Here is a 23,521-nt window from a genome sequence, read left to right as displayed (position 1 = left end):
TGAGTGTATAAATCGATTTAAATCTCCTTCGACGGTTTGTCCACCACCGAAGGGATTGTTGTCATGCGGCTCTTTTAGAACTGTCGAGCTGCTTTTGCCAGCGCTGAAAGGCTTCGGCCATCCGCTTGTCATATTCGTTGCGGGCAAAAGCCGGGCCGTTATAGCGCCGGGCGAATTCACTCCAGTTGCGAGCCTTCAGCACATCCAGAAGTTCTGCCTTTTCAATAAAGCGCAGCATCAGCCGCGCCTGCCCGGCAACCGATCCGCGTGCTTCCGCCACAAGTTCATCGACAGTCGCATAACCAAGCCATTGCCAATGCGCACCCATAACCTGCCCCAACCCCCAGGAGGTGGATTCAAGCGCTGCCTTTTTGCTCAAGCCCATCGCACGTTCAAGCAGAAGCCAGCGTGCGGCTTGCGATTTCGGATTGCGTATCTGGCCTGCGACTGGCGCCGACAGGCCGTTGGTCCTGGCATAGTCGCGCAGACGACCGGACAGCCTGCGGTCGAAATAATGCCCCTCGAACCGGATGGCCGGTTCCTTGCCTCCGTTGATATCGAACAGCGCCCGCCCGCCGCTTTCCACTTCCGCAATTGCCAGCAAGGCCGCCGGGTCGATTTCCGCCTCGTTTGCCATTGTCACCAGGGCTGCAATCGTCTGGCTGTCGAACATGTATTTCTCCTCGAAAAGTTGCTCTTCGAAGCGGATTTTGAGGCGACTTGGCCGCATGAGGATAAAGTTGACTTGAATTCGCCGTTTGTGAGGGCTAGTTGCGGGGTAAATTTTCGAAGAAGATAGAACCGATGAGCAATTTGCCTTTCACCGTTGCCGCCCTTTATTGCTTTGCGCCGCTCCCGCAATATGAAAGCCTGCGCGAGCCGCTGGCGCAGCTTTGCTGCTCGAATGGTATCAAGGGAACATTGCTTCTGGCGGCGGAAGGCATCAACGGAACTGTTGCAGGCACTGCCGAGGCGATTGAGAAACTCGTGCAGCACATCACGGCTATCCCCGGTCTGGCTCAGCCGGAGCTCAAATATTCTCACGCCTCCGAAATGCCGTTCCATCGCATGAAAGTGCGGCTGAAGCGCGAGATCGTCACCATGGGTGTCGATGGCATTGATCCGTTGAAGAGCGTTGGCACCTATATTGCGCCGCAGGACTGGAACGCACTCATCGCCGATGAGAACACCGTCGTGGTCGATACGCGCAATGATTATGAATATGCCATTGGCACATTCGAAGGGGCGCTCGACCCCCAGACCAAGACTTTTCGCGAGTTTCCCGAATGGGTCGAACAGAACCGCGACAAGCTGGAAGGCAAGAAGATCGCTATGTTCTGCACGGGTGGTATTCGTTGCGAAAAGGCGACGGCCTTCGTCAAGGGGCTCGGCTTCGACGATGTCTTCCATCTCAAGGGCGGTATCCTGAAGTATCTTGAGGAAGTTCCGCGCGAGGAAAGCATGTGGAACGGCGAGTGCTTCGTGTTCGATGAGCGCGTTGCCGTAGGCCATGGCCTTGCTGAAAGCGACGTCGAACTTTGCCGTGCCTGCCGTCGTCCGGTTTCGCCCGAAGACAAGCTTTCGCAGTTTTTCGAGGAAGGCGTTTCCTGTGCCGGTTGTTATGACGAACGCACGCCGGAAGATCGGGCACGTTATGCAGAGCGCCAGAAACAGGTGAAGCTTGCCGAGCTGCGCGGGGCGCATAAACACATCGGTAGCTGACGGCATTTTGCGGCAATGATCTAAAGCGCATCCCGAAAAGTGTGAAACGGTTTCGGACAAGATGCGCGTCAGAACAAAACAATAGAGCATTTCCAATGTTTTAATCAAAACAGGAAATGCTCTATTGCCGCATATGCCCGCATAGGGCTGGTCAAACAGATTTCATCGCATTATGGTGGCTCTGGTTCCGGAACGATCTGAATTCGTTACGGAATTTTGGGCGGCTTTTGCATGGACGCCCGTGCATCAAGGGTCTGACGGCATCCGGGTCGCGTTTGCCTCCATCACACCCATCATCGCAAGTCGGGGCATAGGAAATCTCCCATGCTCGCACAGAAACAACGCCGGTTTTCCGGCGGATGATGGTTTGTCCGTTGCTACGGGCAATATGGAGGACATTTATGAAAAAACTGATCGCCGCATTTCTCATCACCGTTGCTGCGGGTGCCGCCTCGGTCGCTCACGCTGCCGAGAAGGTGACTGTTTTCGCCGCTGCCAGCATGAAGGACGTTATCGAGGAAGCCGCCAAGCAGATGAAGGCCAAGGACGGAACCGAAGTGGTTGCGTCGTTTGCGTCTTCGTCGGTTCTGGCCAAGCAGATCGAGCAGGGTGCTCCAGCGCAGATTTTCATTTCCGCCGATCTCGACTGGATGGATTATGTTGAAAAGGCCGATGCCATCGACAAGGCTTCGCGCAAGGTCATCGCTGGCAATGCGCTGGTGATTGCAACGCAGAAGGACACGCCGAAGGGCGAGGCCAAGGAGCTTTTGAGCGCCGGTCGCTTTGCCATGGGTGACCCGTCGAATGTCCCGGCGGGCAAATACGGCAAGGCAGCGCTTGAAAAGCTCGATATCTGGAAGGATGTCGAGAAGAATGCAGTCTTTGCCGAGAACGTGCGCGTTGCGCTGCAATATGTCAGCCGCGCCGAAGTGAAGGCTGCCATCGTCTACGCGTCGGACCGTGCCGCAGCACCGGAACTGGTCGAAGCCTATCGCTTCCCTGCCAGCAGCCACGCACCGATCCTTTACCCGGCAGCGCTTGTTGCGAAGAACGAAACCGATGCTGCCAAGGCTTTCCTTGCTTTCCTTGAAAGCGATGCCGGTCAGGCGATCATCAAGGACAAGGGTTTCGTGGGAGCTGCGGAGGCTGCCCAATAATGATGGAAGGCAATGTCTGGCAGATTGTGTCTCTGTCGCTCCGGGTTGCCGGAATAGCCATCATTGTCGCGCTGCCAGTTGCCTTTATCGTCGCCTGGATTCTTGCCCGGTTCAATTTTCCGGGCAAGTCTCTGGCGCAGGCTATCGTCACCATGCCGCTGGTCCTGCCGCCGGTGGTGACGGGCTATCTGCTTTTGATCCTGTTCGGGGCGAGGGGCGCCCTTGGTGCGCCCTTGCAGGAATTGTTTGGTCTTTCCTTTGCCTTTCGCTGGACGGGCGCCGCACTTGCCGCCGGTGTCATGGCGTTTCCGCTGCTTGTTCGCCCGATACGGCTTTCGATAGAGGGGCTGGATCGCGGACTTGAAGAAGCGGCGCGCACGCTTGGCGCCAGCCGCTTCACGGCCTTCTTCACGGTCATTCTGCCGCCCTTGTTGCCCGGTGTGCTGGCAGGCGCAGTGCTTGGCTTTGCCAAGGCGCTGGGTGAATTTGGCGCTACGATAACCTTTGTTTCCAACATTCCAGGCGAAACGCAGACCCTTTCGCTTGCCATCTATGCCCTGATGCAGACCCCATCGGGCGATGCCGAGGCATTCCGCCTGATCGCCATATCTGCAGCTATCTCGATTGTGGCCGTGGTCCTTTCCGAATGGTTGCAGCGCAGGCTTGCAGGAGCAACGAAATGAGCGGGCTTGCTGTCTCGATTACGGGCCGCAATGGCAGGTTTCCTGTTGAGGCCGATTTCGCTGCCGACTGGGGTGTGACCGCGTTGTTCGGTCATTCCGGTGCGGGCAAGACGACGCTTCTGAAAATGATCGCCGGAACACTCCGTCCAGAGAGCGGGCGCATTGCGGTTGGTGATTTCACGTTGTTCGATGCCGAAAAGGGCATCAATCTGCCACCGGAAAAGCGGCGGATCGGCTATGTGTTTCAGGAAGCGCGGCTTTTCCCGCATATGAGCGTGAAGCGGAACCTGACTTATGCGCGCTGGGCCGGACATAGACAGGCGACGCGCAGCTTTGATGAGGTGGTGGCGCTGCTCGGTATCGACCATCTTCTCGACAGGCGGCCGTCGACGCTTTCCGGCGGCGAGCGCCAGCGTGTTGCCATTGGCCGCGCGCTCTTATCCGATCCGGCGCTGCTTTTGCTGGACGAGCCGCTTTCATCGCTCGACCATGCGCGCAGGCAGGAAATCCTACCCTTCATCGAGCGTCTTCGCGATGAAAGCCACGTGCCGATTGTCTATGTGAGCCATGAAATCGATGAAGTCGCGCGGCTTGCCGACGAAATCGTGCTTCTGTCTGCTGGACGGGTGACGGCAAGCGGTGCGGCGGCGGATGTGTTTCCGCTGATCGACGCAGAGGGCGAGGGCGGCGGCGTGCTGCTGGAGGGGATGGTTTCGTCCTATGACGAGCGCTACAAGCTGGCGGAAATCGATCTCGGTGGCGCGTCATTCCAGCTCAGCGATGCAGGGCTGAAACAGAACATGCATGTGCGGTTGCGCGTGCGAGCACGTGACGTCTCCATAGCGCGCAAGGTGCCGGAGAAAATCAGTATTCGCAATGTGCTGCCGGTGACCGTCACTGCCATTACGATGGATGATGGCCCGAATGCCTATGTTTCGCTGGACTTTCAGGGACGTCGTCTCGGTGCGCGGCTGACGCGGCGCTCGGTTGACGAATTGGCGCTGCGATCGGCGGACCATGTGGTTGCGCTGGTGAAGGCAGTTTCCGTCGATCGGGCAGCTATTCGGGAAAAATGACGCGGGGACAATAATCCGGTTTTCGCCCCGCTTCTTTTATGCTCCTGTCTCTGGCGAATGGGAGAATATGCATGACTGATTTGCAGAACTGGACGCCGCGCCCCAAGCCGGAACGCAAAGTGCTTGAAGGCCGTTATGTACGGCTGGAACCGCTGGACCCGAAGAAGCATGGGGACGAACTTTTCGCCGCTTCGTCGGTCGCTGATGCGGATCAGCGCTTTACGTGGCTGTTCGAGTTTCCGCCTGCAACCCGAGACGAATTCGAGCCCTGGCTGGAAAAGGTAGCGAAGAGCGAAGACCCGCTGTTCTTCGCTGTCGTCGACAAGGCAAGCGGCAAGGTTGCCGGACGCCAGACCCTGATGCGTATCGACCCGACCCATGGTGTTATCGAAATAGGCAGCATCTATTGGGGGCCGCTGATTTCGCGCAAGCCCGCAGCCACGGAAGCGCAGTTCCTGTTCATGCAGTATATTTTCGATGAGCTTGGCTATCGCCGCTACGAATGGAAGTGCCACAACGAAAACGAACCTTCCAAGCGGGCTGCCGAACGTTTCGGCTTTTCGTTCGAGGGAATTTTCCGCCAGCATATGGTGGCGAAAGGCAAGAACCGCGATACGGCGTGGTTTTCCATTCTCGACAGCGAATGGCCTGCCTTGAAGAAAGCCTATCAGGCATGGCTTGCACCGGAAAACTTTGATAGTGACGGTCAGCAGAAGAAGAAGCTTGAGGAGTTTCGTGATCTTGGCTGAGCGTAAGAAGAGCAACCCGGCAATTGCCGCTGCCATTATCCTGATCGGCTTCGGGGTGCTTGCCTATTTCGTGCCCAGCATCATGCTGGCGCTGGGCGAACGCTCGCAAATCGCGGCGATCATCTTCCCGATTGTTTTCGTTCTGGGCTTCTTCGCCATTTTCTGGCTGCGCTCGCGCCGCCAGAACAAGGACTAGAGCGCGTTTCGATCTGATTGAATCAGATCGGCGCTCTAACTGTTTGTTTTAACGCGCATCATATCCGAAAACCGTTTCACACTTTTCGGGATGCGCTCTAACCAACAAGCGAAGCACTAAGTAAAAGCGCCCCTGTCAGCGCGATGAACAGGGCGGCGGCGACTTCGATTGCCGCCTTCAGCCGACCCGACATGGCACTGCTTCCTGCAAATCTGAGTGCCGTGTTCTTTGCGGTGACGGCCAGCGTGGCGAGAACAGCCACGGTGATGAATGTGCCGAACGCCATGGCGAAGACCGAGAGAAGCCCGCCGACCATCAGGCCATTCAACAACGCAAACGTGAGCACGATCAGCGCACCGGAGCAGGGACGCAGGCCCACCGAGAAAATTGCCGACCACGCCGTCTTCCAGTTGAAATTGTCGCCGAGCGTCGACGGATCGGCAATATGGGCATTGCCGCATGCGGCGCATACATCGCCTTCGCCGATGAAAATATGATCCGATGCAGCGGCAGTTGCGGGTTTGTAGTTGAGCTTTACCGTGTTTCCGACCGCTGCCGCGCGCGTGGTTTGCGAAATGCTGCCCTGCCATGCCGGGCCGGAAGCCATTGCCGGTTCGGGTGCCGCGGCAAAAAGCGATGAGGCCGGGCTGGGGTTTGCATTGTCCTGCTTCTTGAAAAGCAGTGGCAGTTTGCGCGCCAGAAGCCAGAGGCCAAAAAACAGGACAAGCGCAAAACTGGTGATTTCCATGTAGCGGGCGGTCTGGTTCATGGAAATGCCGGTGCCGCGCAGCAGGAACCATGCGAGGCCAACCACGGCGATGGCCATGATCGCCTGCAAAAGCGATGAAATGAACGACAGGAAGATGCCGCGCCGGAGCGCCGTTTCATTGGCGATCATATAGGAGGAGATGACAGCCTTGCCGTGACCGGGCCCTGCTGCATGAAAAATGCCATAGATGAAGGAAAGTCCGACCAGAACCGAAGCCTGCCATGGATCTTCGCGCATGGCTTTCAGCGCGGTGGTCATGGCGAGATAAAACGAGCGCTGCTGCTCATTCATCCAGAGGATGATATGCGCGAAAGGCCCGGTTGGCTTCATCGCCACCTCATTCGCGCCAATGCCGAGCGATGATTGCGCATAGGCTTGCGCAACGATCATCGTAAGGCAGAGAGTTAGAATGAAGGTAGCCGGTTTTCTCATCAGCCTGTCTTTCCTTTCGGCTCACAGTCTATCTCAAGACGGGTGGCGAATATTTTCGACATGTCCGTGCCTGCCGGATCGTTGAAGAAGGCATCGGTCAGTGTTGCCTGGTTCTGTGCGAGCGCCTCATCCGGATTGGGACGTATGACCTTGGAGGTGCAGCCTGCGGGCAGGCCTTTTACAACCAGATCGCCGTCATTCATGTAATCGATGGCGGTATAGAAAGTCGGGTCATAGACGCCGAAGCTGACCTTGTGTCCTGCCGCCAGTTTCAGCGGCTTTTCAGGCTTGCTGGTAAAAACGATCAACAGGCGATTATCGGTGAAATCGGCTGCAAGGTCGGTTGGCCTCGCCATTTTAACGTCTTTGCCATTGTCCAGAACTGTCTGGAAATATTTGAATTCGGCAATCGAACTATTGATGACATGGCCAAGGTCGATCAGTTCATTCTTATCGAGTTGCAGGTCGCCGTTCTTGTCGAATTCCATCAGCACGGTCGAGGAGAAAACGTCGTCGAAACGCCATACATGCGCAAGCTGCTGCACAGTACCGTCAGGCGCGATGGTCAGTTCCAGTCGTGCGTCAGCAAAGACATGCGGATGAGCGAGTGCAGCCGTCGGCAAAAGACCGGCCAGCAACGCAGTTGCTGCAGCCCGGATGGAACCATGCTTGAGCCGAGAGGAAACCACCATAGAAAATTCCATCAGATAACGCTTATGCCCGAAGGCGGCGAAAGTGCGACGCTTTACTTGTTTTATCGTGCATCTTAGTCCCGAAAACCGTTTCACACTTTTCGGAATGCGCTCTATTCCCTCTCCTTGAACCATTGGGTCAGAAAATCGACCAATGCCCGGATTTTTGCTGGCAGATAGCGCCGATGCGGATAGACGGCATAGATGCCGCCATCCTTCACAATGAATTCGTCCAGACAGGCGACCAGCCTGCCGCGCTCGATTTCTTCTTCGGCGATGAAAGCCGGCAGCATGCAGAAACCGAGACCGGCGAGTGCCGCATTCTTGGTGGCGACCGGGCTGTTCACCTCAATCGGACCGTTGACGGGTACGGTCATCATTGACCCGTCGGTATTGCGGAAATGCCAGTTGTTGCGCGAGCGTGCATTGGTGTCGATGATGCAGGGCCGATCCGCCAGATCTTCTGGACGTTCAGGCTTGCCGACGCGGGCGATGAGTTCAGGCGCGCCGCACAGGATGGAGTGGAACGGTGACAGGCGCTTGGCAATGAGGGAAGAGTCCTGCAAGCGCGTGATGCGGATCGCAAGATCAAAGCCTTCTTCCACCAGATCGACAAACCGATCATCCAGCCGCACGTCGAGCACGATTTCCGGATGGGCGAGGCAAAAATCGATCAGCGACTGGCCAATCACGGCATCGGCAAAAGTGCGCGGGGCCGACAGTTTGATGCGCCCGCGCGCATCTGAACTGGTTTCGCTGACAGCATCTTGCAGCGCGTCGATCTCGCGAATGATTTCAACTGCGCGGTGATAATAGGTGTGCCCGGCTTCGGTCAGCGAGAACTGACGGGTTGTGCGGTTGAGAAGCCGTGCGCCGAGCTCGTCCTCCAGTTCCCGCACATATTTGGAAAGGAGTGCCTTGGAGCGCCCGATTTTTCGCGCGGCGGCGGAAAAGCCTTCCGCCTCGACCACGTCGATGAAGGCGCGCATACGTGTGAGGGTGTCCATGGTCTAGCCCCGCTTCCCAATGATGTTTTTGGCCAGTGCGATCAGCGCCCGGTCGCTGCCGCGTGGTCCGATGAAGGAAATGCCGAAAGGTGCGCCATGCACCTGTCCCAAAGGTAGCGTGATCTGCGGCAGGCCGGAAAGCACCGAAATACAAAGCAGGCGCAACGCCTGCTCGCGATAGGCTTGCAAGGTCTCGAAAGGCTCTTTTGCCAGCGGAGCAGCACCCGGTACGGTCGGCAATGCCAGCACGGCGTCATTTCCGATAATTTGTTCCAGTTCCTGCGTGAATTGTGCCCGACGCACACGCTGGCTGGCGACGAGATCAGCGGCGATTTCCGCACCGAAGGCAAAACGATCCGCGACGCCGGGGCCGAGCTTGCGATCACCCGACGAAATCCAGTCGCCATGCGTCGCCCAGGCTTCCGCGCCCTGAATGTGGCGGAAGACCAGATAGAGCTCGTCTATCGAAAGCGTCGGCTGGCTTGCCGCCTTGAGACCCGCGAATTGCGGGCGCACTTCAGCAAACATGGCGCGATAGGCGTCTGTTTCTTCCTGGCCAAGCAGAAGCTGTTCCAGAACCGGCATATAGAGCAGTTGCGTCAGCCTGAATTCTCGGGCGTCGTCGCCAAGCAGGAGTGAGCCGACCCGGTCGTAAAGGTCGATATCGCGTGCAAACCATCCAATCGTATCGAGCGAGGGCGCAAGCGGCATGATACCTTCGAGCGGAATGCGGCCATGGGTGGTGCGCAAGCCCACGAGACCGCAAAAGCTTGCAGGCGCCCGAATGGAGCCGCCCGTGTCGGAGCCGAACGCAATGTCGGCGATTTTGCCCGCCACTGCCGCTGCCGAACCGGACGATGAGCCGCCAGTGACGCGGTCCGGCGCTGCCGGATTGATCGGATAGGGGAAATGCGAATTCTGCCCCATCAGGGAAAAGGCAAGTTCGTCAGTCTGCGCTTTGCCGACAAATTCGGCGCCTGCGGCGAGAAGCTTCTCCACCACCGGAGCCGACCTTTCGGCGCGAGGTGATTCGGCCCCGATCTGCGGATTGCCGCATCCGGTTGTCATTCCGGCGACGTCATAAATGTCTTTTACGGCCAGCCGCTCACCTTTAAGCAGTCCGTCCGACGCATGAACGGGTGACTTTTCGGGTTTTGCAATGATGGCATTGAAGGGATCGAAACTGGCCATTGTTCACAACATGCAGCAATTAACGGTCTATTTACGCTCTTTCGAGGCGAATATGCGCTGAGAATGTTTCACTAATATTGAACAATGGCAAGCGTGTCGTTCAACGTGATCCGGCCAAAAATAAATTCGTCCGGAGAAATTTTTGTCATTGAATGGACACGACTTTGCGCTTATATCGCGCTTGCCCAAAGTCGCACGTGCCTGTGGGTGTCCGCCGATCCTCGAATGGTGAGGAATTCGGTACGGTACCTGGACCTAACCGCTCCAGTCGATCTGTTGGCCAACCGCCAGATCGAGGACATCTTGAAGCAACGACGGTGCGGGCCTTTCTAGTGTCTTTCGGCTGTCCAAAAGCCGAAATTACTGAAGAGGCACACCTTCATTGCCAGAAGTGCGGATGCGGTTCTCCAATTCCAATCCAAGGCAGACAAAGCGGAGTAACGCGGACTTAGCGTTGTTCCATCGCCGCATGAGTTTTCGCGTGACATCAGCACCTCCAAAGGCTGGCCTCACCGTGGATGCGCTTATGCTTACTTTGTCTCTTAGAGAATTTCGGGTCCACGGAGGACCCGGTCCGATTCCCTAAGTGTTTTTTCGCGCAACCTTTTTTCGGGATTGCGCTCTAGATGCGGCAGATCAAGCCGTGCGGGAGAACGACCATGGCAACGCAGCGTATCATCGACTTCCTCAACACCCGCCGTCCGGACGGTCCTTGCCTCGTCGTCGACACCGACGTCGTGCGCGACAACTATCAGAGCTTCGAGAAGGCTTTGCCCTATTCGCGCATCTTCTATGCGGTGAAGGCAAATCCTGCGCCGGAAATCCTGCGCCTGCTCGCTTCGCTCGGCTCGTGCTTCGATACCGCTTCTGTTGCTGAAATCGAAATGGCTCTGGAAGCAGGCGCGACGCCAAACCGTATCTCCTATGGCAACACCATCAAGAAGGAGCGCGATATTGCGCGCGCTTTCGAGCTGGGTATTCGCCTTTATGCAGTCGATTGCGTTGAAGAAGTCGAGAAGGTAGCCCGCGCTGCTCCCGGCAGCCGCGTGTTCTGCCGTGTGCTGACGGACGGTGAAGGTGCTGAATGGCCGCTGTCGCGCAAGTTCGGTTGCGTGCCTGCCATGGCCATCGACGTTCTGCGCCGCGCAAAGTCGCTCGGTCTGGATTCCTACGGTGTATCGTTCCATGTCGGCTCGCAGCAGACGGACCTTACCGCATGGGATCGCGCGCTCGGCGATGCGGCATCGGTGTTCCGCACCCTTGCTGACGAAGGCATTGTGCTGCGCATGGTCAATATGGGCGGCGGGTTCCCGACCCGTTACCTCAAGGACGTGCCGACCGCACAGGCCTACGGCATGGCGATCTTCGATGCGCTGTCCAAGCATTTCGGCAACCGTATCCCGGAAACCATTATCGAACCGGGCCGCGGCATGGTCGGCAATGCAGGCGTGATCAAGACCGAAGTGGTTCTGGTCTCGCGCAAGGCGGACAATGACAATGTGCGCTGGGTCTATCTCGACATCGGCAAATTCGGCGGTCTCGCCGAAACCATGGACGAGGCGATCCGCTACCAGATCGTGACCCCGCATGACGGCAGCGAAACCGAACCATGCGTGCTGGCTGGCCCGACCTGCGACAGTGCGGACGTGCTTTATGAAAAGACGCCGTACCCGCTGCCGGTTTCGCTGACCATCGGTGATGAAATCCTCATCGAAGGCACGGGCGCATACACTACCACCTATTCGGCGGTGGCGTTCAACGGCTTCGAACCGCTCCGATCCTACGTCATCTGATCATTCAGACTTGGTATGATCCCGAAAAGCGGGAACCGGTTTTCGGATTAGATCATACCTTTGAAAGTCCCGAATGATCCTCTCAATCCGCCCAGTGCTGCAAGGCGCTGGGTGGGGTGTGCTGCTGCCGCTTTGCGGGGATAGATGTCATGAACGTAACTCTGGAAATTCAGGAAAATATCGCAACTGTTGTTGCTCCGGCTTTCACAATAGCGGGCGAAACGCTGGAGCACGTGCTTGCTCGTGAAGCGCTGCTGGATCGCGCGATGGGTGAAGGCCGTCGTCGGAAATCATCGGAGAAGCTGCGTCGCGGTCGCCTGCCTGCAGAAGGTCTGGCGTTTTCAGCGGTTGGTGATGACGGCCTGCTTGCGGGTACTGTGCGGCTGTGGGATGTCCATGCCGGTCTCGATGCTTTCGGCTTTCCGGTGTCTGCCTTGCTGCTTGGTCCGCTCGCCGTCGATCCGTGCTATGCCGGTTGCGGTATCGGTTCAGCCTTGATGCGTCGTGCAATAGATGAAGCTGGACGCCGAGGCCATGGTGCAATCCTGCTCGTCGGTGATCCGGAATATTACAAGCGCTTCGGCTTTACCGCTGAAAAGACCGGCGAACTTGCCATGCCCGGCCCTTATGAGAAGCGGCGCTTTCTGGCGCTGGAGCTGAAGCCCGGCCATCTTGACGGGACACATGGCATTCTGCGTGCCAGCGGACGCAAGGTGCCACGCGTCGAAACCTCTTTGCGGCAGTCCGCGTGAATTAAGATAAACGCAGCAGCCGTCCGAAGTTGCGGACGGCTGTAATCGCAAGCCCCGCGAGGAAGCCTGCAATCAGCCCGGCAATGACGAACAGCTTGCGCGATGTGCCTGCCGGATCAAGCGGCGGGCGGGCTTCCGACAAAACCCTGACATTGGCCGTATTCAGACCTTCCTGTTCGTTCGTTTCGCGCGAGCGCAGGAGGAAGGCTTCGTAGACCGAACGCCGCGCCGTGGCTTCGCGCTCAAGCTCACGTAATTTCACCAGATCGCCGCTATTGTTCGCCTGCTGCGATTTGAGTTGCGCCAGACGGGCGGTCAGGTCTTTTTCCTGCTGTACGGACCGGGCGACCTCGACTTGCAGCGAGGAGCGGATGCGCCGCAACTCGGCATCGATATCGTTTAAAACCGTGCCGGCCTGCGATTGTGCCTGAATGAGTGCCGGATGGCGCGGCCCAAGCTGGGTGGACAGGCCGCTTGCCGTCTGGCGGGCCTGTGCATATTGGGCGCGCAGCGCCGTCAGCGTGTTGGAGCGCAGATCTTCCGGCAACACCCCGGACACCACGCTGTCGGAAGTGGCACTGCTGAGCACCTGCACGCGGGCCTGAAGCCGCATCGTTTCGGCGCGCTGGTTGGTCAGCTGGTCGTTGAGCCGCGTCAGGTCGTTATCGCTGATCAGCTTACCGTCGACATTGACGAGATCATGCGAGGCGCGAAAGTCAGCCGCTCCGCGCTCCGCCTGTTCGACATTGGCGCGCATATCGGCAAGGCGGTTCGACAGTTCGTCCGAAGTGCGCCGTGCGGCATCGGATTGCAGCGATGCAAGCTCGCTCTGGAAAACGGAACTGATGGTGTTCGCAAGCGATGCTGATTTCTGCGGGTCTCGCGTTTTCACCGAGATTGAATAGATGAAGGTCTTGGCGTCGCGACCGATGGCGATGCTCTTGTGCAGATTGTAGAGGACGCGGGTTTGCAGCGTCTGGCTGTCGCTGGCCTTTTTGGGCGACAACATCTCACGGATCTGTGCAAACAGCCCGGCAATGCCGGTCGGGACCAGAGTGCCGTTGAATTCGGGGTCTTTTGTCAGGTCTGTCTTGTCGATGACCTTCAGCAGCACGCTGCTGGAATCGATGATACGTGCCTGACTTTCCGCAACGGCAAGCGACGCATCGGTCGGGAGCTGACCCGGCGTCAGTTCGTCTCCAACTGTCTTGATATTGCGCGGATCGACCAGAATATCGGTCGAAGCGACATACATCTGCGGCAGGGACAATGCATAGAGCGCTGCAACCACACCACCCAGCAACGTGCTGACAAGCAGGAGCCTGCGCGATCCTCGCAGCACGTCGATAGCCATGCGCGGATCGATCAGCGGTTTCCACTCGGCATCCGGGACAGGTCTGTCAGCGACAGAACGCTCGCGCTCTACCAACTCGCGGACCGGCTCAGGAGGCGGAGCGGGAGTTTCGGCTATGATTTTGCGGCGTTCGCGTTCCTGAACCTTGCGTTCCAGCTCCGCTTCGATCAGCGCGACGCGCTTTTGAAGCTCGGTGACATCGGCATCATCCAGTTCTTCTTCGAGAACGGATTTTGCAGGTTCTGGCGTTTCCTGCGTGGCATGATCGTGCTGGCGAAAGAATGCAGCGCGTTCATCCGGTGTCGCTGGCGGTGTCCATGGTGGTGCGGTTTCGCTGTCAAGACGATTAGCCGGGCGAGCGCTGGAGCTACCAGTCGGGCGAACGTCGGAGAATGCGAGAAGAGGTTTCTCAACTCCCGCCTTTCTGCGCTCCTCGTGATCGCTCATCGCCGAAATCGTCCGTATCTGTAAGCCGTCTCTACCGTTTTCGGTATCAACTGCTGCTTTGAAATTCACAAGCCAAGGCTCAAGCATGCCAAACCGGAATCCGGTCAGCCCGCACCTGATGGCCGAATGTAATTTTTTATAGAAAACAAAACGTTAAAATAATGTCGAGGCGAAGTGCCAATTCCTTGAATCTGCAACTTTAGCTTTTGCTTGTTTACTCTTTGAGCTTGCAAAGAAGAGTTTAAGTCTTTTTAGCTAAACCCCGATTATGCTTCCGTTCCAACGAACAGGCACATGCACCAGACTATGATAGGCGAGGGTCCCTGTTGATAGCGAAAGCGCTCCGGAAACTGTCAGGCAATAACGCCGGAATGGTGCGTGATTACCTGTCCCTGTTTTCCGGCTCCGCTGGCAGGCTGGTCGTCTCACTCGTCTATTTCATCGCGCTTGCAAACACACTGCCGACCGGTGACTTCGGTATATTTGCCACCGCATCGGGCACAGGCGTGGTTCTGTCACGTCTCGTTTCTCTGGGCTTCAGTTCGCCGCTTTACCGCATATCGACGGTGAAGCCGCGCCTGCTCGGTATCTATACGGCTGGTTTTCTGGTTGCCCTTCTGGTTTCCCTGCCGCTGTTCGCGCTGGCGTCCTGGCTGGTCTATTTCGTCTTTTTCAGCCGCGACATTTCCTTTCTGCCTTTTGCGGTTGTGGTGTTTGCCGAGGCTTTGCTCTGGCGCTCGACGGAAATCATCATTATCGTCAATAACGGCCTGCGCCGGTTCGGCATATCGGCAGGACTGGTGATTTTCGGGACAGCGACGCGCGCCGTGGCGGCCGTCCTGTTCATGTGGCTGGCGAGTGTTCATGACATCGCCCATTGGGCGTGGTGGTATGCGGCGGCCAATGGCGTTGCGCTGTTGACGGCGCTGAAATTCTTTCCGTCTATCCGTCTTCGTTTCAAACCGGCGCTTTATATGCGGCGGCTTTCTGATGCGATTGCGGTCATGGGGGCCGAACTGCTGTTCTATATTCAGGCCGAGCTCGACAAGCTGCTGGTGCTGACCGTCGGTGGGCCAGCGACGGCAGGTCTTTATGCGATCATCATGCGGCTTGTCGATCTGACGGCTCTGCCGGTGCGCTCCTTCAACATGATGCTGGTGCAAAAGCTCATGCGCACGCCGGACATGTTGTCCTCGTTGCGCATCCGCGCCGGGCTGGAACTTGCAGTCTTTGCCGTTTCGGTGGCTGGCCTCGGCGCGATGGTCGTGTTCCTGCAAGTCTTCCCGAACGCACTCGGTTCAAGCGTTGCGCCGATTGTCGGGCTGCTGCCGCTGGTGCTGCTCGTGCCGGGGTTCCGCAATCTCATCGAGTATCAGACGGAAATTCTTTATGCGCGCGGCCAGTCCGGTCTCAGGACGCTGAGCATGGTGCTGATGACTGCCGCCAAGGCATTCTTCGTCTGGCTTCTGCTCGTGAATTATGCCGATAATCACGACTGGATTCTCGGCCTCAATATCGTGTTTGCCGGGCTATATCTTCTGTCGCTGGTTTTCACCTATACGAGCATTCGTTTGCCGGCAAAGCGGGTTTAAGCATTGCCGGCAAAAGTCGGGACTGGCTTTGCGTTCGGAAATGCTGAAAAACAGATAGGGCGGTCTCAATGATCGGGGTATCTAAGCTCCGATAATGCGCCGAATGTCGTCGACCGAAAGACCAAGGAAAGACTGCATGCCGATGGCGACCTGATGCGGCTCCATTTCGGCGATGAAAGTTCGGAATTCCTCTTCGCTCGGTGGCGGTGCGAACCATTGCATCCGGCACAGATCATGGGTGTCGCTGTAGTGGCCGGACCCATGCAGCACGTCATCGACGTAGCGACCATAGATGAAGCACTCGGAAAAACGGCGTATGTTGCCGAGGGCTGCTACCCAATGCTGTCCGGTATGCGCTTCGATCCTCTCGCACATCGAGATCACGCTGTCGCGGCGCCATGAGACGAGCTGACCGATATAGTCGTTCAGCCCGCTTTTCCCGTTCTTGATACCAAGCAGCTTTGCCGCATTGGCAGCCCAGACCGGATGTTCCGGCCATTCCGGATTGGCAAGCGCATTGGGACGCACGAAAAGCCGAAGCTTTTCGCCATGCCAAAGCGTGCCGCAATCGAAGGGACGCAGAAAGGCCGTATCGGAATCCGTATAGAGAAATCCGTCTTCCTCCACGGCACCGGCAAGTGCGATGCGGCGTAGCTGTTGCACATGCCAGCCACGCAGCGGCTTGGTCCGGAGCGAGAGCCAGACCCGCCTGCGCCACAGATAGGTCGGGTCCCAGAAGGCATGCAGCCATGAGGGCAGCAGATCGCGTTCATCGATGATGACGCGGTGCGCGCTTTCGAGCTTGCAGAACAGGGCAACGTCCTTGCTGTCGACAAGGATATAGTGCTTCGTGAAACCGCTGACATATTTGTCTATGGTTTCGCAAAGCAGCTTGCAGCGCTCGAAGTCCTGATCCCAACTGGCTGTGACGATTGCGGTTTTCACCGGGGTTCTCCCTTCATCCAGCCTTTGGCAACGCGCCACAGGAATACGGGATTGCCGATGAGATAGCGTTTTGCAAGCCGTCGCGGCTCCTGCAACAGCCGGTGCACCCATTCCATCTGGATCTTGCGGACCCATTGCGGAGCGCGCTGCACGCGACCCGTATGCAGATCGAACAGCGCGCCGACAGCACTCGCCACCGTGCAATGTTCCGCGGTGATATGCTTGTCGATGAAGAGTTCCTGACGTGGCACACCCATGGCGACGAGCAATATATCGGGATGAAAATCCTTGAGCTGGCCGAGAATGCCGTCGAGATCGGCGGGCTTGAAGAAGCCGTCGGAAATGACGCGATAGTCGTGGTGCGGAATCTGTTGCATGAAAAGCTGCGCGGCGTCGGCTGCAACGCCCGGACCGCCGCCCAAAAGGGCGATTTTAAGCGGACGCTTCATGTGTTGCAGCAGGCCCGGAATGAAGTCCGTTCCATTGAGATTGGCAGGAAACTTGCTGCCATAGGCGACCTTGCTGGCAATATCGACCCCCACGCCGTCTGGCAGGATCAGGAAATCCTCCAGCGCAGCGCGATAGGCAGGGTCAGTATCCGCAATGTTGGAATTGTTGGCGTTGAGCCAGCCCTGTTTCATGAACCGGCCTTCATTGATGCGGTTCTCGAAAAAGGTGAAGGCGCTGTTCCAGTCGAAACAGGCGACTTTCACGCCAAGAATATTGCGGTAAGTGACATTTTCGGTATGCATCATGCCTGGTCCGTATTTCTCTTTTCGCCACGAAGTGCTTGCAGACCTCTGGCAACTGCGCGGTCCATGCCTTCGATTTGTGACCCTGTGAAGGCTTTGCCGTTCAGTCTCTGGCGATCCCCCGATCTTATCTTTTCAATGTGTTCGACGATTGCCGCAGCGAATGTCTGCGGGGTGTCGGCAATGGTGCAATTGTCCGGAATATTGCCGATACCGCGTACGGAATGTGACGTGGCGACGCTTGGCATGCCCAGTTCGAATGTCTCGATGGTCTTGAGCTGCACCCCGGTTCCGGCGCGGCTGATAAGTGGCACGAGCGCGCCGCTTTCCACAAATTCGGTCGCGTCCGGCACCTTGCCGACGAAATTAATGCCGTACCCAACGCCAGACCATGTCGCAATCAGATCGGCAGGCGCGTTGCCAGCAATCGCGATGGAAATATCGTCGGGAAGATGCGGCTTTACCTCGCGCAGGAACCATTCGAGCCCGATGCGGTTCGGGTGCCAAGTCCATGTGCCGATCAGGGCGAGGTCGTATTTGACAGGGCGCAACTGAGCGGCCTGCATTCCGCCCGGCGTAACAAGCGGCATTGTCGCAAACCTGTCAGGGCCGAGGCCGAGCGCCGGGCCGTCATCCTCGGCAAAAGTAAAGACGAAACGGGCGTTCCCGATAAGACGACTTTCCAGTCCTTTGAGAATACGGGCTTCGCGGCCAAACAGAAATTTCTGGATGAAGCTTCCGGCATCGGCGGCATTTTCTTCTGCCGAGCGATATTCCACATTATGCGCCACGAAAAGCGAAGGCTTGTCCTTGAAGATGTCTTCAAACGCACCGGGCAGGGTTACGCCGTTCAGCACATAGGCATCGAACGGGCCAATCTTTGCGATGGCTGCGCGCAATGTGTCAGCCGGTATTACCCGCAGCTTCGCCGAGGAAACCGTCAGCCCTGTCAGAAAGGATTTCAGTACCCAGCCGATTTTGCGCTTGATGCCAGCACCTTCGGTTCGCACCTCGACTTCACCCAGAACGACAGTATCCGCAGCATCGGCTTTCACGCCCGGCCATGTGAAGCCAAGAACGGTCACCTTTGCGCCGGAACGACGCAAGCCATCGACCACAGCGGCATTTGCCACTTCATAGCCGGTCGTCGGTACTCCGTGTGGAACAATCGATGTTACGAAAACAAGGTGAGGGGACGGCAATTCAACTCCTGAACAATCATTCTGGCGCAAGCAGCATGAAAAATTGATGGGCTGCGTTTACTCTTTTTCTAATGCATTATTCATCTTAAAACCCTTAACATTTCGGGCTGGCATGCTCTATGATAGTTTTGGCCAGTGTTTATAGCCGTGCGGTGAACTTTTCTTTAAATGTTTTTCAATAGTGGCGGATAAACAAATATAGAAGTTCGAAATATCCGGTAGCGTTTATGTCTGATTTACCTAGTCATATAGAAGTAATTTCTAAAACACCGGGGCTTCGTTTCGATGAAGTCGAGGTTGTCGTTACATTGCCGACGTTCCGCCGCCCGGAACACGTCATCCGCACGCTGGATACGCTTAACGCTCAGGTCACGAACCGCCGCTTTGCGGTCGTCGTGATCGAGAACGAGGCTGAGGATCGGGAAGGCGCTAAGGTTGCGGCACCGCAGTTCGAGGCCGGAAAATATACTGGCATGCTGATCGTCGAATCCCATCGCGGCAACTGCAACGCATATAATGCGGGCTGGCTGACGGCGATGACCTACTTCCCGAACTTCAAATATGTCATCGTCATCGATGACGATGAGCTGGCTGATCCGGCCTGGATCGAAAACATGGTAGCCACTGCGGAGCGCTATAACGCCAGCCTCGTTGGCGGCCCGCAATATCCGATCTTCGAGAAGCCGGGCGCGGAAAAATGGGCGAGACACCCCGTCTTCCTGCCGCATTACAACAAGACCGGTCCGGTTCCGATCATCTATTCATCCGGCAATCTGTTGATTGCGCGTCCGGTGCTGGAAGCCATCGGCTATCCGTTCATGGACCTGAAGTTCAACTTCACCGGCGGCGGCGATTCAGATTTTATCAATCGCTCGCGGGCCAAGGGCTTCAATATCGCCTGGTGCAATGAAGGCATTGTCCGTGAGACCATTCCGGCGCGGCGGCTGGAGAACGACTGGATCAGGGCGCGTGGCTTGCGCAACGGCGTTCTGTCTACGCTGATCGAACAGCGCCAGCGCAAGAACGAGCCTTTTGGCCAGGTGCGCGTCTTCTTGAAGAGCCTTGCACTTCTCGGCTATTCTCCGATCAAGGCCGTGCGGCGCGGTTTCGCAGCGCGCTTCGTGCCGGTCGGGACCTATTTCATCCATATCGGGCTGGGCCGTGTCATGGCCCATTTTGGATATCTGAATGAGCAGTACCGCAACCCGGACAAAAACTGACACTCGTTCCGACGTTGCGGCGCAAACCGATATGCGGGCGACGATCCGCATGATTGCGCTCGTTGTCGCCACAATAACATTCTGCATCCTGCTGATTTCGTTCCGCCCGTTCAATCCGCTGAGTGCCGCAGCCGATGGTGCCGCATCGGGCGGCGGCGACGTCATCAATCAGCTTGGTTTCGGTTGCCTCGGCGCGGTGGCGCTTCTGTCGCTTGCAATGTTCGCCGACCCGAAAAAAGTGGTCAAGATCGTCAGCCCCGGCTGGCTGCTGATGTTCGCCTTCCTGCTCGCCTCTGTTTTCGCAAGCCCCGATCCGTCAACCGCCATACGCGGTGTGCTTTTGACGATGATCGGCATTCTGACCGTTATTGCTGTTTTGAGCCTGCCGCAGGATGGCGACGCCTATTCGTCGATGCTGGTCGCGGTGGCTTCGGTCGTGATTGTCATTTCCTATGCGGGCGTCGTCCTCCTGCCAAATCTCGGGACACACGGTGCCGACGCTCTGGAGCCGCAAAACGCCTATCTCTGGCGCGGTGTCTTCACGCACAAGAATATCGCCGGCCCGGTCATGGCCGCTTTTGCCTTTGCCGGTGTCTATCTGTGGCGGCGCGGCTGGCGCGTGAGCGGCTTTCTGATTGCGGTCTCGGCATTGATCTTCGTTTCGCAGACCGGATCGAAAACCACTGCGGCACTGGTGCCGCTCGCCATGCTGCTCGTGATCGTTCCCGGCATTTTTGGTCTCCGTTTTCTTGCGCCAGTGGCAGTTTTCACGATCCAGTTTCTGCTCGCGCTGTTCACCTTCGGTACGGTTCTTTTCGAGCCGATGCATCAGTTCGTTCTGCAGCTCGATGTCGATCCCACCTTTACCGGACGCACCTCCATCTGGGCTTTTGCTGTTGAGGCGCTTTCGCATCGTCCGTGGACCGGCTTCGGCTATGAAAGCTTCTGGGGCACGCCGATCGTGAAAGAGGCGGCCAATCCCTACTATCTCGATTGGGATGTGCGCGGCATCGTGCATGGGCACAATGGCTATCTCGATATTGCGGTATCGATGGGGGTTCCGGCGCTGATCTGCGCGATCTTGGTCATCATCGTCATGCCGCTGGTCAATTATGTACGGTGCCGTCCGGTGCGCGAAAATCTGCTGCTTGCCGATTTCTTCCTGATGATCGTGTTCTTCGGAACGTTGAATGCCATGCTGGAAAGTTTTTTCTTCCGCCGAATGGACCCGGTCTGGCTTACGCTCGTCTTTGCGATTTTCGGCCTCAGACTGACTGCGAAAATTATCATTCCCAAACGATCGAGCGGTTCCAGTTAAAAGAGAATCTTAGAACCGCTCTATCTCTTTGTTTATACGCATTATCCTACGCAAAGCCGCTTCGCACTTTTGCTGGAAATGCTTTTAGCCGGAGCCACTTCATGAATATCGCAATCGTCGGGACCGGGTTTGTTGCCGACTATTACATGACCACGCTGCGTAATTATCCCGAGCTGACGCTGCGCGGGGTCTATGATCGGTCACCTGAACGACTGAAAGCGTTCTGCGCGCACTATTCAGTTAGCGCCTATGACAGTTTCGAGGCTGTGCTGGCCGATCCGGAAGTGCAGATCGTCGTCAATCTGACCACGCCCGAAAGCCATTTTGAAATCTCGCATGCAGCGCTTTCCGCCGGAAAGCATGTCTATTCCGAAAAACCGCTGGCCATGAATTTTGAGGATGCGGAAGCACTGGTCGCCTTTGCGCGGCAATCCGGCCTCACGCTGGCGGCAGCCCCGGCAAATGGCCTTAGCGAAGCCTATCGTCTGGTGGCAAGCGTGATCAACGGCATCGGCATGCCGCGTCTTGTTTATGCCGAAATGGAAGACGGCCCGGTGTTTCGTGACAAATGGTCGACCTGGCGTTCGCAGTCTGGTGCGCCATGGCCGGGACTGCACGAGTTCGAGATCGGATGCACGCTGGAACATGCAGGCTATGCACTGTCATGGCTGGTGTCGCTGTTCGGTCCGGTCGAGAGCGTTTCGGCATTTTCCGCCATAACCTTTCCCAACAAGGGGCCGGGGACCGAACATCTTCACATGGCACCCGATTTTTCGGTCGGCTGTCTTGTTTTCAAATCGGGGCTGGTGGCGCGCCTCACATCCGGGCTTGCGATGCCGAAGGACCGCAGCCTGACAATCGTTGCCGACAAGGGCTCGATTGTGGTGGATGACCTTTGGGATAATCGCTCGGCTGTTCGTCTTGAGCGCACAGAAGAAAAACGCCGTTTTCTGGCGCGCCTGTTCGGTATTCTGGAAATGCGCATCGGCAAGTTTCTGTCATGGAAACCTGTCGTCGGCACGAAGCTGTCCTATCCGAAGGCCGACAAGCGGTCGCTGCCGATGTACCCTTCGCAGATCGATTTCGTGCGCGGCATTGCCGATCAGGCTCGCGCTATCCAGACCGGTGACAAGGCGTTCTTTTCCGGTGATGTGGCACTGCATATCACTGAAATCGCTCTCGCGTTGAATAATGCTGGCGAGAATGCACAGCCTTACACGATGAGAAGCAGCTTCTAACCTTTAGAGCGTGATGTTTTTAAGTTGAATCGTTATCCCGCTCTAAACTTTTGTTTGAGCATGATTTTATCCGAAAACCGGTTCCCACTTTTCGGAATCATGCTCTAGCCAGCACCTTGCGAACGATATCAGCTACGGCGGCACTCTGGTTGAGCGGCATGGTCGCATTGGAAATCTGGCCGCTTTGCACCGCATCGCGGACCGCTTCGGCCTGAAACTGCAGCCCGTTGCCGGAAAAGGCATAAGTCTCAATTGTGCGGCCCGGCAGGGGCAGGCGGTTCATAACCTTGCCGATAATGCCTTTACCGCCATTCGGCCCGAGCGATGACCGCGCGGTAAAGGCTGAAAACAGGGTCAGCCTCTGGGCTTTCAGAAACGGCGCGTGGATCAGGATCGTGCCCTTGGTTCCCTCAATCAGCATGCGATTGTCGCCGTCGCGGTCGAAGCCGCAGGAGAGGCTGGCTGTGGCACCCTGCCAGCCAAGCTGGAACTCGGTGCGCATGTCCACACCGCTTTTTGCCCGCTGCCAGCGACCATCGACATGATCCGGCAGACCTAGAAAATACAGTGCCAGCGAAACCAGATACACACCCAGATCGAATGCTGCGCCGCCGCCAAGGTCCGGGCTGAAGAAGCGGCTTTGCGGGTCGTAGGCACGGATATAGGAAAGATCGGCTTCGATGCGCGTCACGGTGCCGATGCGACCACTATCGATATGCTGTTTGGCAGCGCGGATCGCTGGCAGAAAACGGCTCCACATGGCTTCCATGGCGAAGACGTTTTTTGCCTTTGCCGCAGCTTCGATCTGACGCGCGCCAGCGGCATCCAGCGAGAGCGGCTTTTCAATCAGGCAGGGCTTGCCGACTGCGATTGCCTGCATGGCCTGCAGCACATGCATGGCGCTCGGAGTCGCAATATAGACGGCATCGATATCCGCGTCGGAAAGAAATTCACCGGAATCGCCAAACGCCTTGTCGGCGGCGATACGTCGCCGGAATGTTTCGGCGGTCTCTGACGCCCGCGAGCAGACTGCGGTAACGCACATTCCAGTGCTTGCCTGAATATCGGCAGCAAAGGCGGCGGCTATCGTGCCTGTGCCCCAAATACCCCAGCGGAAATCCGTCTTTGCCTGCTTGTCGCGATTCACGTGCTTGCCCCACAGCTTCATACAGGTGCTATATAACCCATGTAATGCGGCTAACGAAGTTTGTTTATCCTGTCAGGGGAGGTGGAC

At 57.1% G+C, this 23,521-nt stretch carries 22 protein-coding genes; 12 read left to right on the top strand and 10 right to left on the bottom strand.

The window, feature by feature from the left end; genetic code table 11:
- Nucleotides 1-61 precede the first annotated feature (61 nt).
- Nucleotides 62-673 carry an N-acetylmuramidase family protein gene (locus tag F9K91_RS09675; protein WP_151556368.1) on the bottom strand — a complete coding sequence of 204 codons (612 nt, stop codon included), beginning with the start codon at nucleotides 671-673 and terminating at the stop codon, nucleotides 62-64.
- A 131-nt stretch (nucleotides 674-804) separates the two neighbouring features.
- Between F9K91_RS09675 and trhO the strand changes: the two genes are divergently transcribed.
- From trhO to F9K91_RS09640, 6 genes are all read left to right on the top strand, one after another.
- Nucleotides 805-1,722 carry an oxygen-dependent tRNA uridine(34) hydroxylase TrhO gene (trhO, locus tag F9K91_RS09670; protein WP_151651900.1) on the top strand — a complete coding sequence of 306 codons (918 nt, stop codon included), beginning with the start codon at nucleotides 805-807 and terminating at the stop codon, nucleotides 1,720-1,722.
- A 401-nt stretch (nucleotides 1,723-2,123) separates the two neighbouring features.
- A complete protein-coding gene (gene modA / locus F9K91_RS09660; protein WP_151556366.1) occupies nucleotides 2,124-2,879 on the top strand; it encodes a molybdate ABC transporter substrate-binding protein in 756 nt (251 codons plus the stop codon).
- The gene (modB, locus tag F9K91_RS09655) at nucleotides 2,876-3,562 is read left to right on the top strand and encodes a molybdate ABC transporter permease subunit (RefSeq protein ID WP_192800802.1); all 687 of its coding nucleotides are present in this window, start codon (nucleotides 2,876-2,878) and stop codon (nucleotides 3,560-3,562) included. The genes modA and modB overlap by 4 nt, the downstream gene beginning before the upstream one ends.
- Nucleotides 3,559-4,638 carry a molybdenum ABC transporter ATP-binding protein gene (gene modC / locus F9K91_RS09650; RefSeq protein ID WP_151677690.1) on the top strand — a complete coding sequence of 360 codons (1,080 nt, stop codon included), beginning with the start codon at nucleotides 3,559-3,561 and terminating at the stop codon, nucleotides 4,636-4,638. The genes modB and modC overlap by 4 nt, the downstream gene beginning before the upstream one ends.
- 71 nt (nucleotides 4,639-4,709) lie before the next feature.
- On the top strand, nucleotides 4,710-5,387 hold the full coding sequence (locus F9K91_RS09645) for a GNAT family N-acetyltransferase (protein ID WP_151651896.1): 678 nt from the start codon (nucleotides 4,710-4,712) through the stop codon (nucleotides 5,385-5,387).
- Nucleotides 5,374-5,583 carry a hypothetical protein gene (locus tag F9K91_RS09640; protein ID WP_010660689.1) on the top strand — a complete coding sequence of 70 codons (210 nt, stop codon included), beginning with the start codon at nucleotides 5,374-5,376 and terminating at the stop codon, nucleotides 5,581-5,583. Before F9K91_RS09645 ends, F9K91_RS09640 begins: the two co-directional genes overlap by 14 nt.
- A gap of 97 nt (nucleotides 5,584-5,680) precedes the next feature.
- Here the strand turns inward: F9K91_RS09640 and F9K91_RS09635 are convergent, their stop codons facing one another.
- From F9K91_RS09635 to F9K91_RS09620, 4 genes are all read right to left on the bottom strand, one after another.
- On the bottom strand, nucleotides 5,681-6,784 hold the full coding sequence (locus F9K91_RS09635; protein WP_151556755.1) for a nickel/cobalt transporter: 1,104 nt from the start codon (nucleotides 6,782-6,784) through the stop codon (nucleotides 5,681-5,683).
- Nucleotides 6,784-7,488 (bottom strand): DUF1007 family protein, encoded by a 705-nt coding sequence (locus F9K91_RS09630; protein WP_151644229.1) that lies wholly within the window; start codon nucleotides 7,486-7,488, stop codon nucleotides 6,784-6,786. Before F9K91_RS09630 ends, F9K91_RS09635 begins: the two co-directional genes overlap by 1 nt.
- Nucleotides 7,489-7,589: 101 nt before the next feature.
- Complete coding sequence (locus F9K91_RS09625; protein WP_061347625.1) at nucleotides 7,590-8,483, bottom strand: LysR family transcriptional regulator; 894 nt, start codon at nucleotides 8,481-8,483, stop codon at nucleotides 7,590-7,592.
- Nucleotides 8,484-8,486: 3 nt separating this feature from the next.
- Nucleotides 8,487-9,674 carry an amidase gene (locus F9K91_RS09620; protein ID WP_151556751.1) on the bottom strand — a complete coding sequence of 396 codons (1,188 nt, stop codon included), beginning with the start codon at nucleotides 9,672-9,674 and terminating at the stop codon, nucleotides 8,487-8,489.
- A gap of 659 nt (nucleotides 9,675-10,333) precedes the next feature.
- Here F9K91_RS09620 and odc2 point away from each other — a divergent pair.
- Together odc2 and F9K91_RS09610 are read left to right on the top strand one after the other, a co-directional pair.
- On the top strand, nucleotides 10,334-11,467 hold the full coding sequence (gene odc2 / locus F9K91_RS09615; RefSeq protein ID WP_151556749.1) for an ornithine/lysine decarboxylase: 1,134 nt from the start codon (nucleotides 10,334-10,336) through the stop codon (nucleotides 11,465-11,467).
- Between the two features lie 149 nt (nucleotides 11,468-11,616).
- Complete coding sequence (locus F9K91_RS09610) at nucleotides 11,617-12,219, top strand: GNAT family N-acetyltransferase (protein ID WP_151556747.1); 603 nt, start codon at nucleotides 11,617-11,619, stop codon at nucleotides 12,217-12,219.
- 1 nt (nucleotide 12,220) lies between these two features.
- Here the strand turns inward: F9K91_RS09610 and F9K91_RS09605 are convergent, their stop codons facing one another.
- A complete protein-coding gene (locus F9K91_RS09605) occupies nucleotides 12,221-14,020 on the bottom strand; it encodes a GumC family protein (protein WP_151651891.1) in 1,800 nt (599 codons plus the stop codon).
- A 326-nt stretch (nucleotides 14,021-14,346) separates the two neighbouring features.
- On the opposite strand from F9K91_RS09605, the gene F9K91_RS09600 reads away from it, so the two are divergent.
- Nucleotides 14,347-15,612: a lipopolysaccharide biosynthesis protein gene (locus F9K91_RS09600; protein WP_151677689.1), complete on the top strand. Its 1,266-nt coding sequence runs from the start codon at nucleotides 14,347-14,349 to the stop codon at nucleotides 15,610-15,612.
- A gap of 81 nt (nucleotides 15,613-15,693) precedes the next feature.
- Here F9K91_RS09600 and F9K91_RS09595 read toward each other — a convergent pair whose 3' ends face one another.
- The 3 genes from F9K91_RS09595 to F9K91_RS09585 are packed head-to-tail and all read right to left on the bottom strand — an operon-like array spanning nucleotide 15,694 to nucleotide 18,511.
- Nucleotides 15,694-16,557, bottom strand: a complete 864-nt coding sequence (locus F9K91_RS09595; RefSeq protein ID WP_192799289.1) for a DUF6492 family protein — start codon at nucleotides 16,555-16,557, stop codon at nucleotides 15,694-15,696.
- Complete coding sequence (locus F9K91_RS09590; RefSeq protein WP_151677688.1) at nucleotides 16,554-17,312, bottom strand: WecB/TagA/CpsF family glycosyltransferase; 759 nt, start codon at nucleotides 17,310-17,312, stop codon at nucleotides 16,554-16,556. Before F9K91_RS09590 ends, F9K91_RS09595 begins: the two co-directional genes overlap by 4 nt.
- Nucleotides 17,309-18,511 (bottom strand): glycosyltransferase family 4 protein, encoded by a 1,203-nt coding sequence (locus F9K91_RS09585; RefSeq protein ID WP_151677687.1) that lies wholly within the window; start codon nucleotides 18,509-18,511, stop codon nucleotides 17,309-17,311. The genes F9K91_RS09590 and F9K91_RS09585 overlap by 4 nt, the downstream gene beginning before the upstream one ends.
- A gap of 227 nt (nucleotides 18,512-18,738) precedes the next feature.
- Between F9K91_RS09585 and F9K91_RS09580 the strand changes: the two genes are divergently transcribed.
- The 3 genes from F9K91_RS09580 (at nucleotide 18,739) to F9K91_RS09570 (ending at nucleotide 22,287) form a co-directional block, all read left to right on the top strand.
- The gene (locus F9K91_RS09580) at nucleotides 18,739-19,731 is read left to right on the top strand and encodes a glycosyltransferase family 2 protein (protein ID WP_151677686.1); all 993 of its coding nucleotides are present in this window, start codon (nucleotides 18,739-18,741) and stop codon (nucleotides 19,729-19,731) included.
- Complete coding sequence (locus tag F9K91_RS09575) at nucleotides 19,700-21,049, top strand: O-antigen ligase family protein (RefSeq protein ID WP_151677685.1); 1,350 nt, start codon at nucleotides 19,700-19,702, stop codon at nucleotides 21,047-21,049. Before F9K91_RS09580 ends, F9K91_RS09575 begins: the two co-directional genes overlap by 32 nt.
- A 101-nt stretch (nucleotides 21,050-21,150) precedes the next feature.
- A complete protein-coding gene (locus F9K91_RS09570; protein ID WP_151677684.1) occupies nucleotides 21,151-22,287 on the top strand; it encodes a Gfo/Idh/MocA family protein in 1,137 nt (378 codons plus the stop codon).
- A gap of 97 nt (nucleotides 22,288-22,384) precedes the next feature.
- On the opposite strand, the gene F9K91_RS09565 is transcribed toward F9K91_RS09570, so the two are convergent.
- On the bottom strand, nucleotides 22,385-23,434 hold the full coding sequence (locus F9K91_RS09565) for a Gfo/Idh/MocA family protein (protein ID WP_151677683.1): 1,050 nt from the start codon (nucleotides 23,432-23,434) through the stop codon (nucleotides 22,385-22,387).
- Nucleotides 23,435-23,521: the final 87 nt, after the last annotated feature.

Origin of the sequence: Brucella tritici (assembly GCF_008932295.1) — a bacterium.
GTDB classification, from domain to species: Bacteria; Pseudomonadota; Alphaproteobacteria; order Rhizobiales; family Rhizobiaceae; genus Brucella; species Brucella tritici.
This window is presented reverse-complemented; position numbering and strand designations above follow the sequence as displayed.

Coding starts and splice junctions, on each gene's coding strand:
- F9K91_RS09675 (WP_151556368.1), bottom strand. CDS start 673: ATGTTCGACAGCCAGACGATTGCAGCCCTGGTGACAATGGCAAACGAG.
- trhO (WP_151651900.1), top strand. CDS start 805: ATGAGCAATTTGCCTTTCACCGTTGCCGCCCTTTATTGCTTTGCGCCG.
- modA (WP_151556366.1), top strand. CDS start 2,124: ATGAAAAAACTGATCGCCGCATTTCTCATCACCGTTGCTGCGGGTGCC.
- modC (WP_151677690.1), top strand. CDS start 3,559: ATGAGCGGGCTTGCTGTCTCGATTACGGGCCGCAATGGCAGGTTTCCT.
- F9K91_RS09645 (WP_151651896.1), top strand. CDS start 4,710: ATGACTGATTTGCAGAACTGGACGCCGCGCCCCAAGCCGGAACGCAAA.
- F9K91_RS09635 (WP_151556755.1), bottom strand. CDS start 6,784: ATGAGAAAACCGGCTACCTTCATTCTAACTCTCTGCCTTACGATGATC.
- F9K91_RS09630 (WP_151644229.1), bottom strand. CDS start 7,488: ATGGAATTTTCTATGGTGGTTTCCTCTCGGCTCAAGCATGGTTCCATC.
- F9K91_RS09625 (WP_061347625.1), bottom strand. CDS start 8,483: ATGGACACCCTCACACGTATGCGCGCCTTCATCGACGTGGTCGAGGCG.
- F9K91_RS09620 (WP_151556751.1), bottom strand. CDS start 9,674: ATGGCCAGTTTCGATCCCTTCAATGCCATCATTGCAAAACCCGAAAAG.
- odc2 (WP_151556749.1), top strand. CDS start 10,334: ATGGCAACGCAGCGTATCATCGACTTCCTCAACACCCGCCGTCCGGAC.
- F9K91_RS09610 (WP_151556747.1), top strand. CDS start 11,617: ATGAACGTAACTCTGGAAATTCAGGAAAATATCGCAACTGTTGTTGCT.
- F9K91_RS09605 (WP_151651891.1), bottom strand. CDS start 14,020: ATGAGCGATCACGAGGAGCGCAGAAAGGCGGGAGTTGAGAAACCTCTT.
- F9K91_RS09590 (WP_151677688.1), bottom strand. CDS start 17,312: ATGATGCATACCGAAAATGTCACTTACCGCAATATTCTTGGCGTGAAA.
- F9K91_RS09580 (WP_151677686.1), top strand. CDS start 18,739: ATGTCTGATTTACCTAGTCATATAGAAGTAATTTCTAAAACACCGGGG.
- F9K91_RS09575 (WP_151677685.1), top strand. CDS start 19,700: ATGAGCAGTACCGCAACCCGGACAAAAACTGACACTCGTTCCGACGTT.
- F9K91_RS09570 (WP_151677684.1), top strand. CDS start 21,151: ATGAATATCGCAATCGTCGGGACCGGGTTTGTTGCCGACTATTACATG.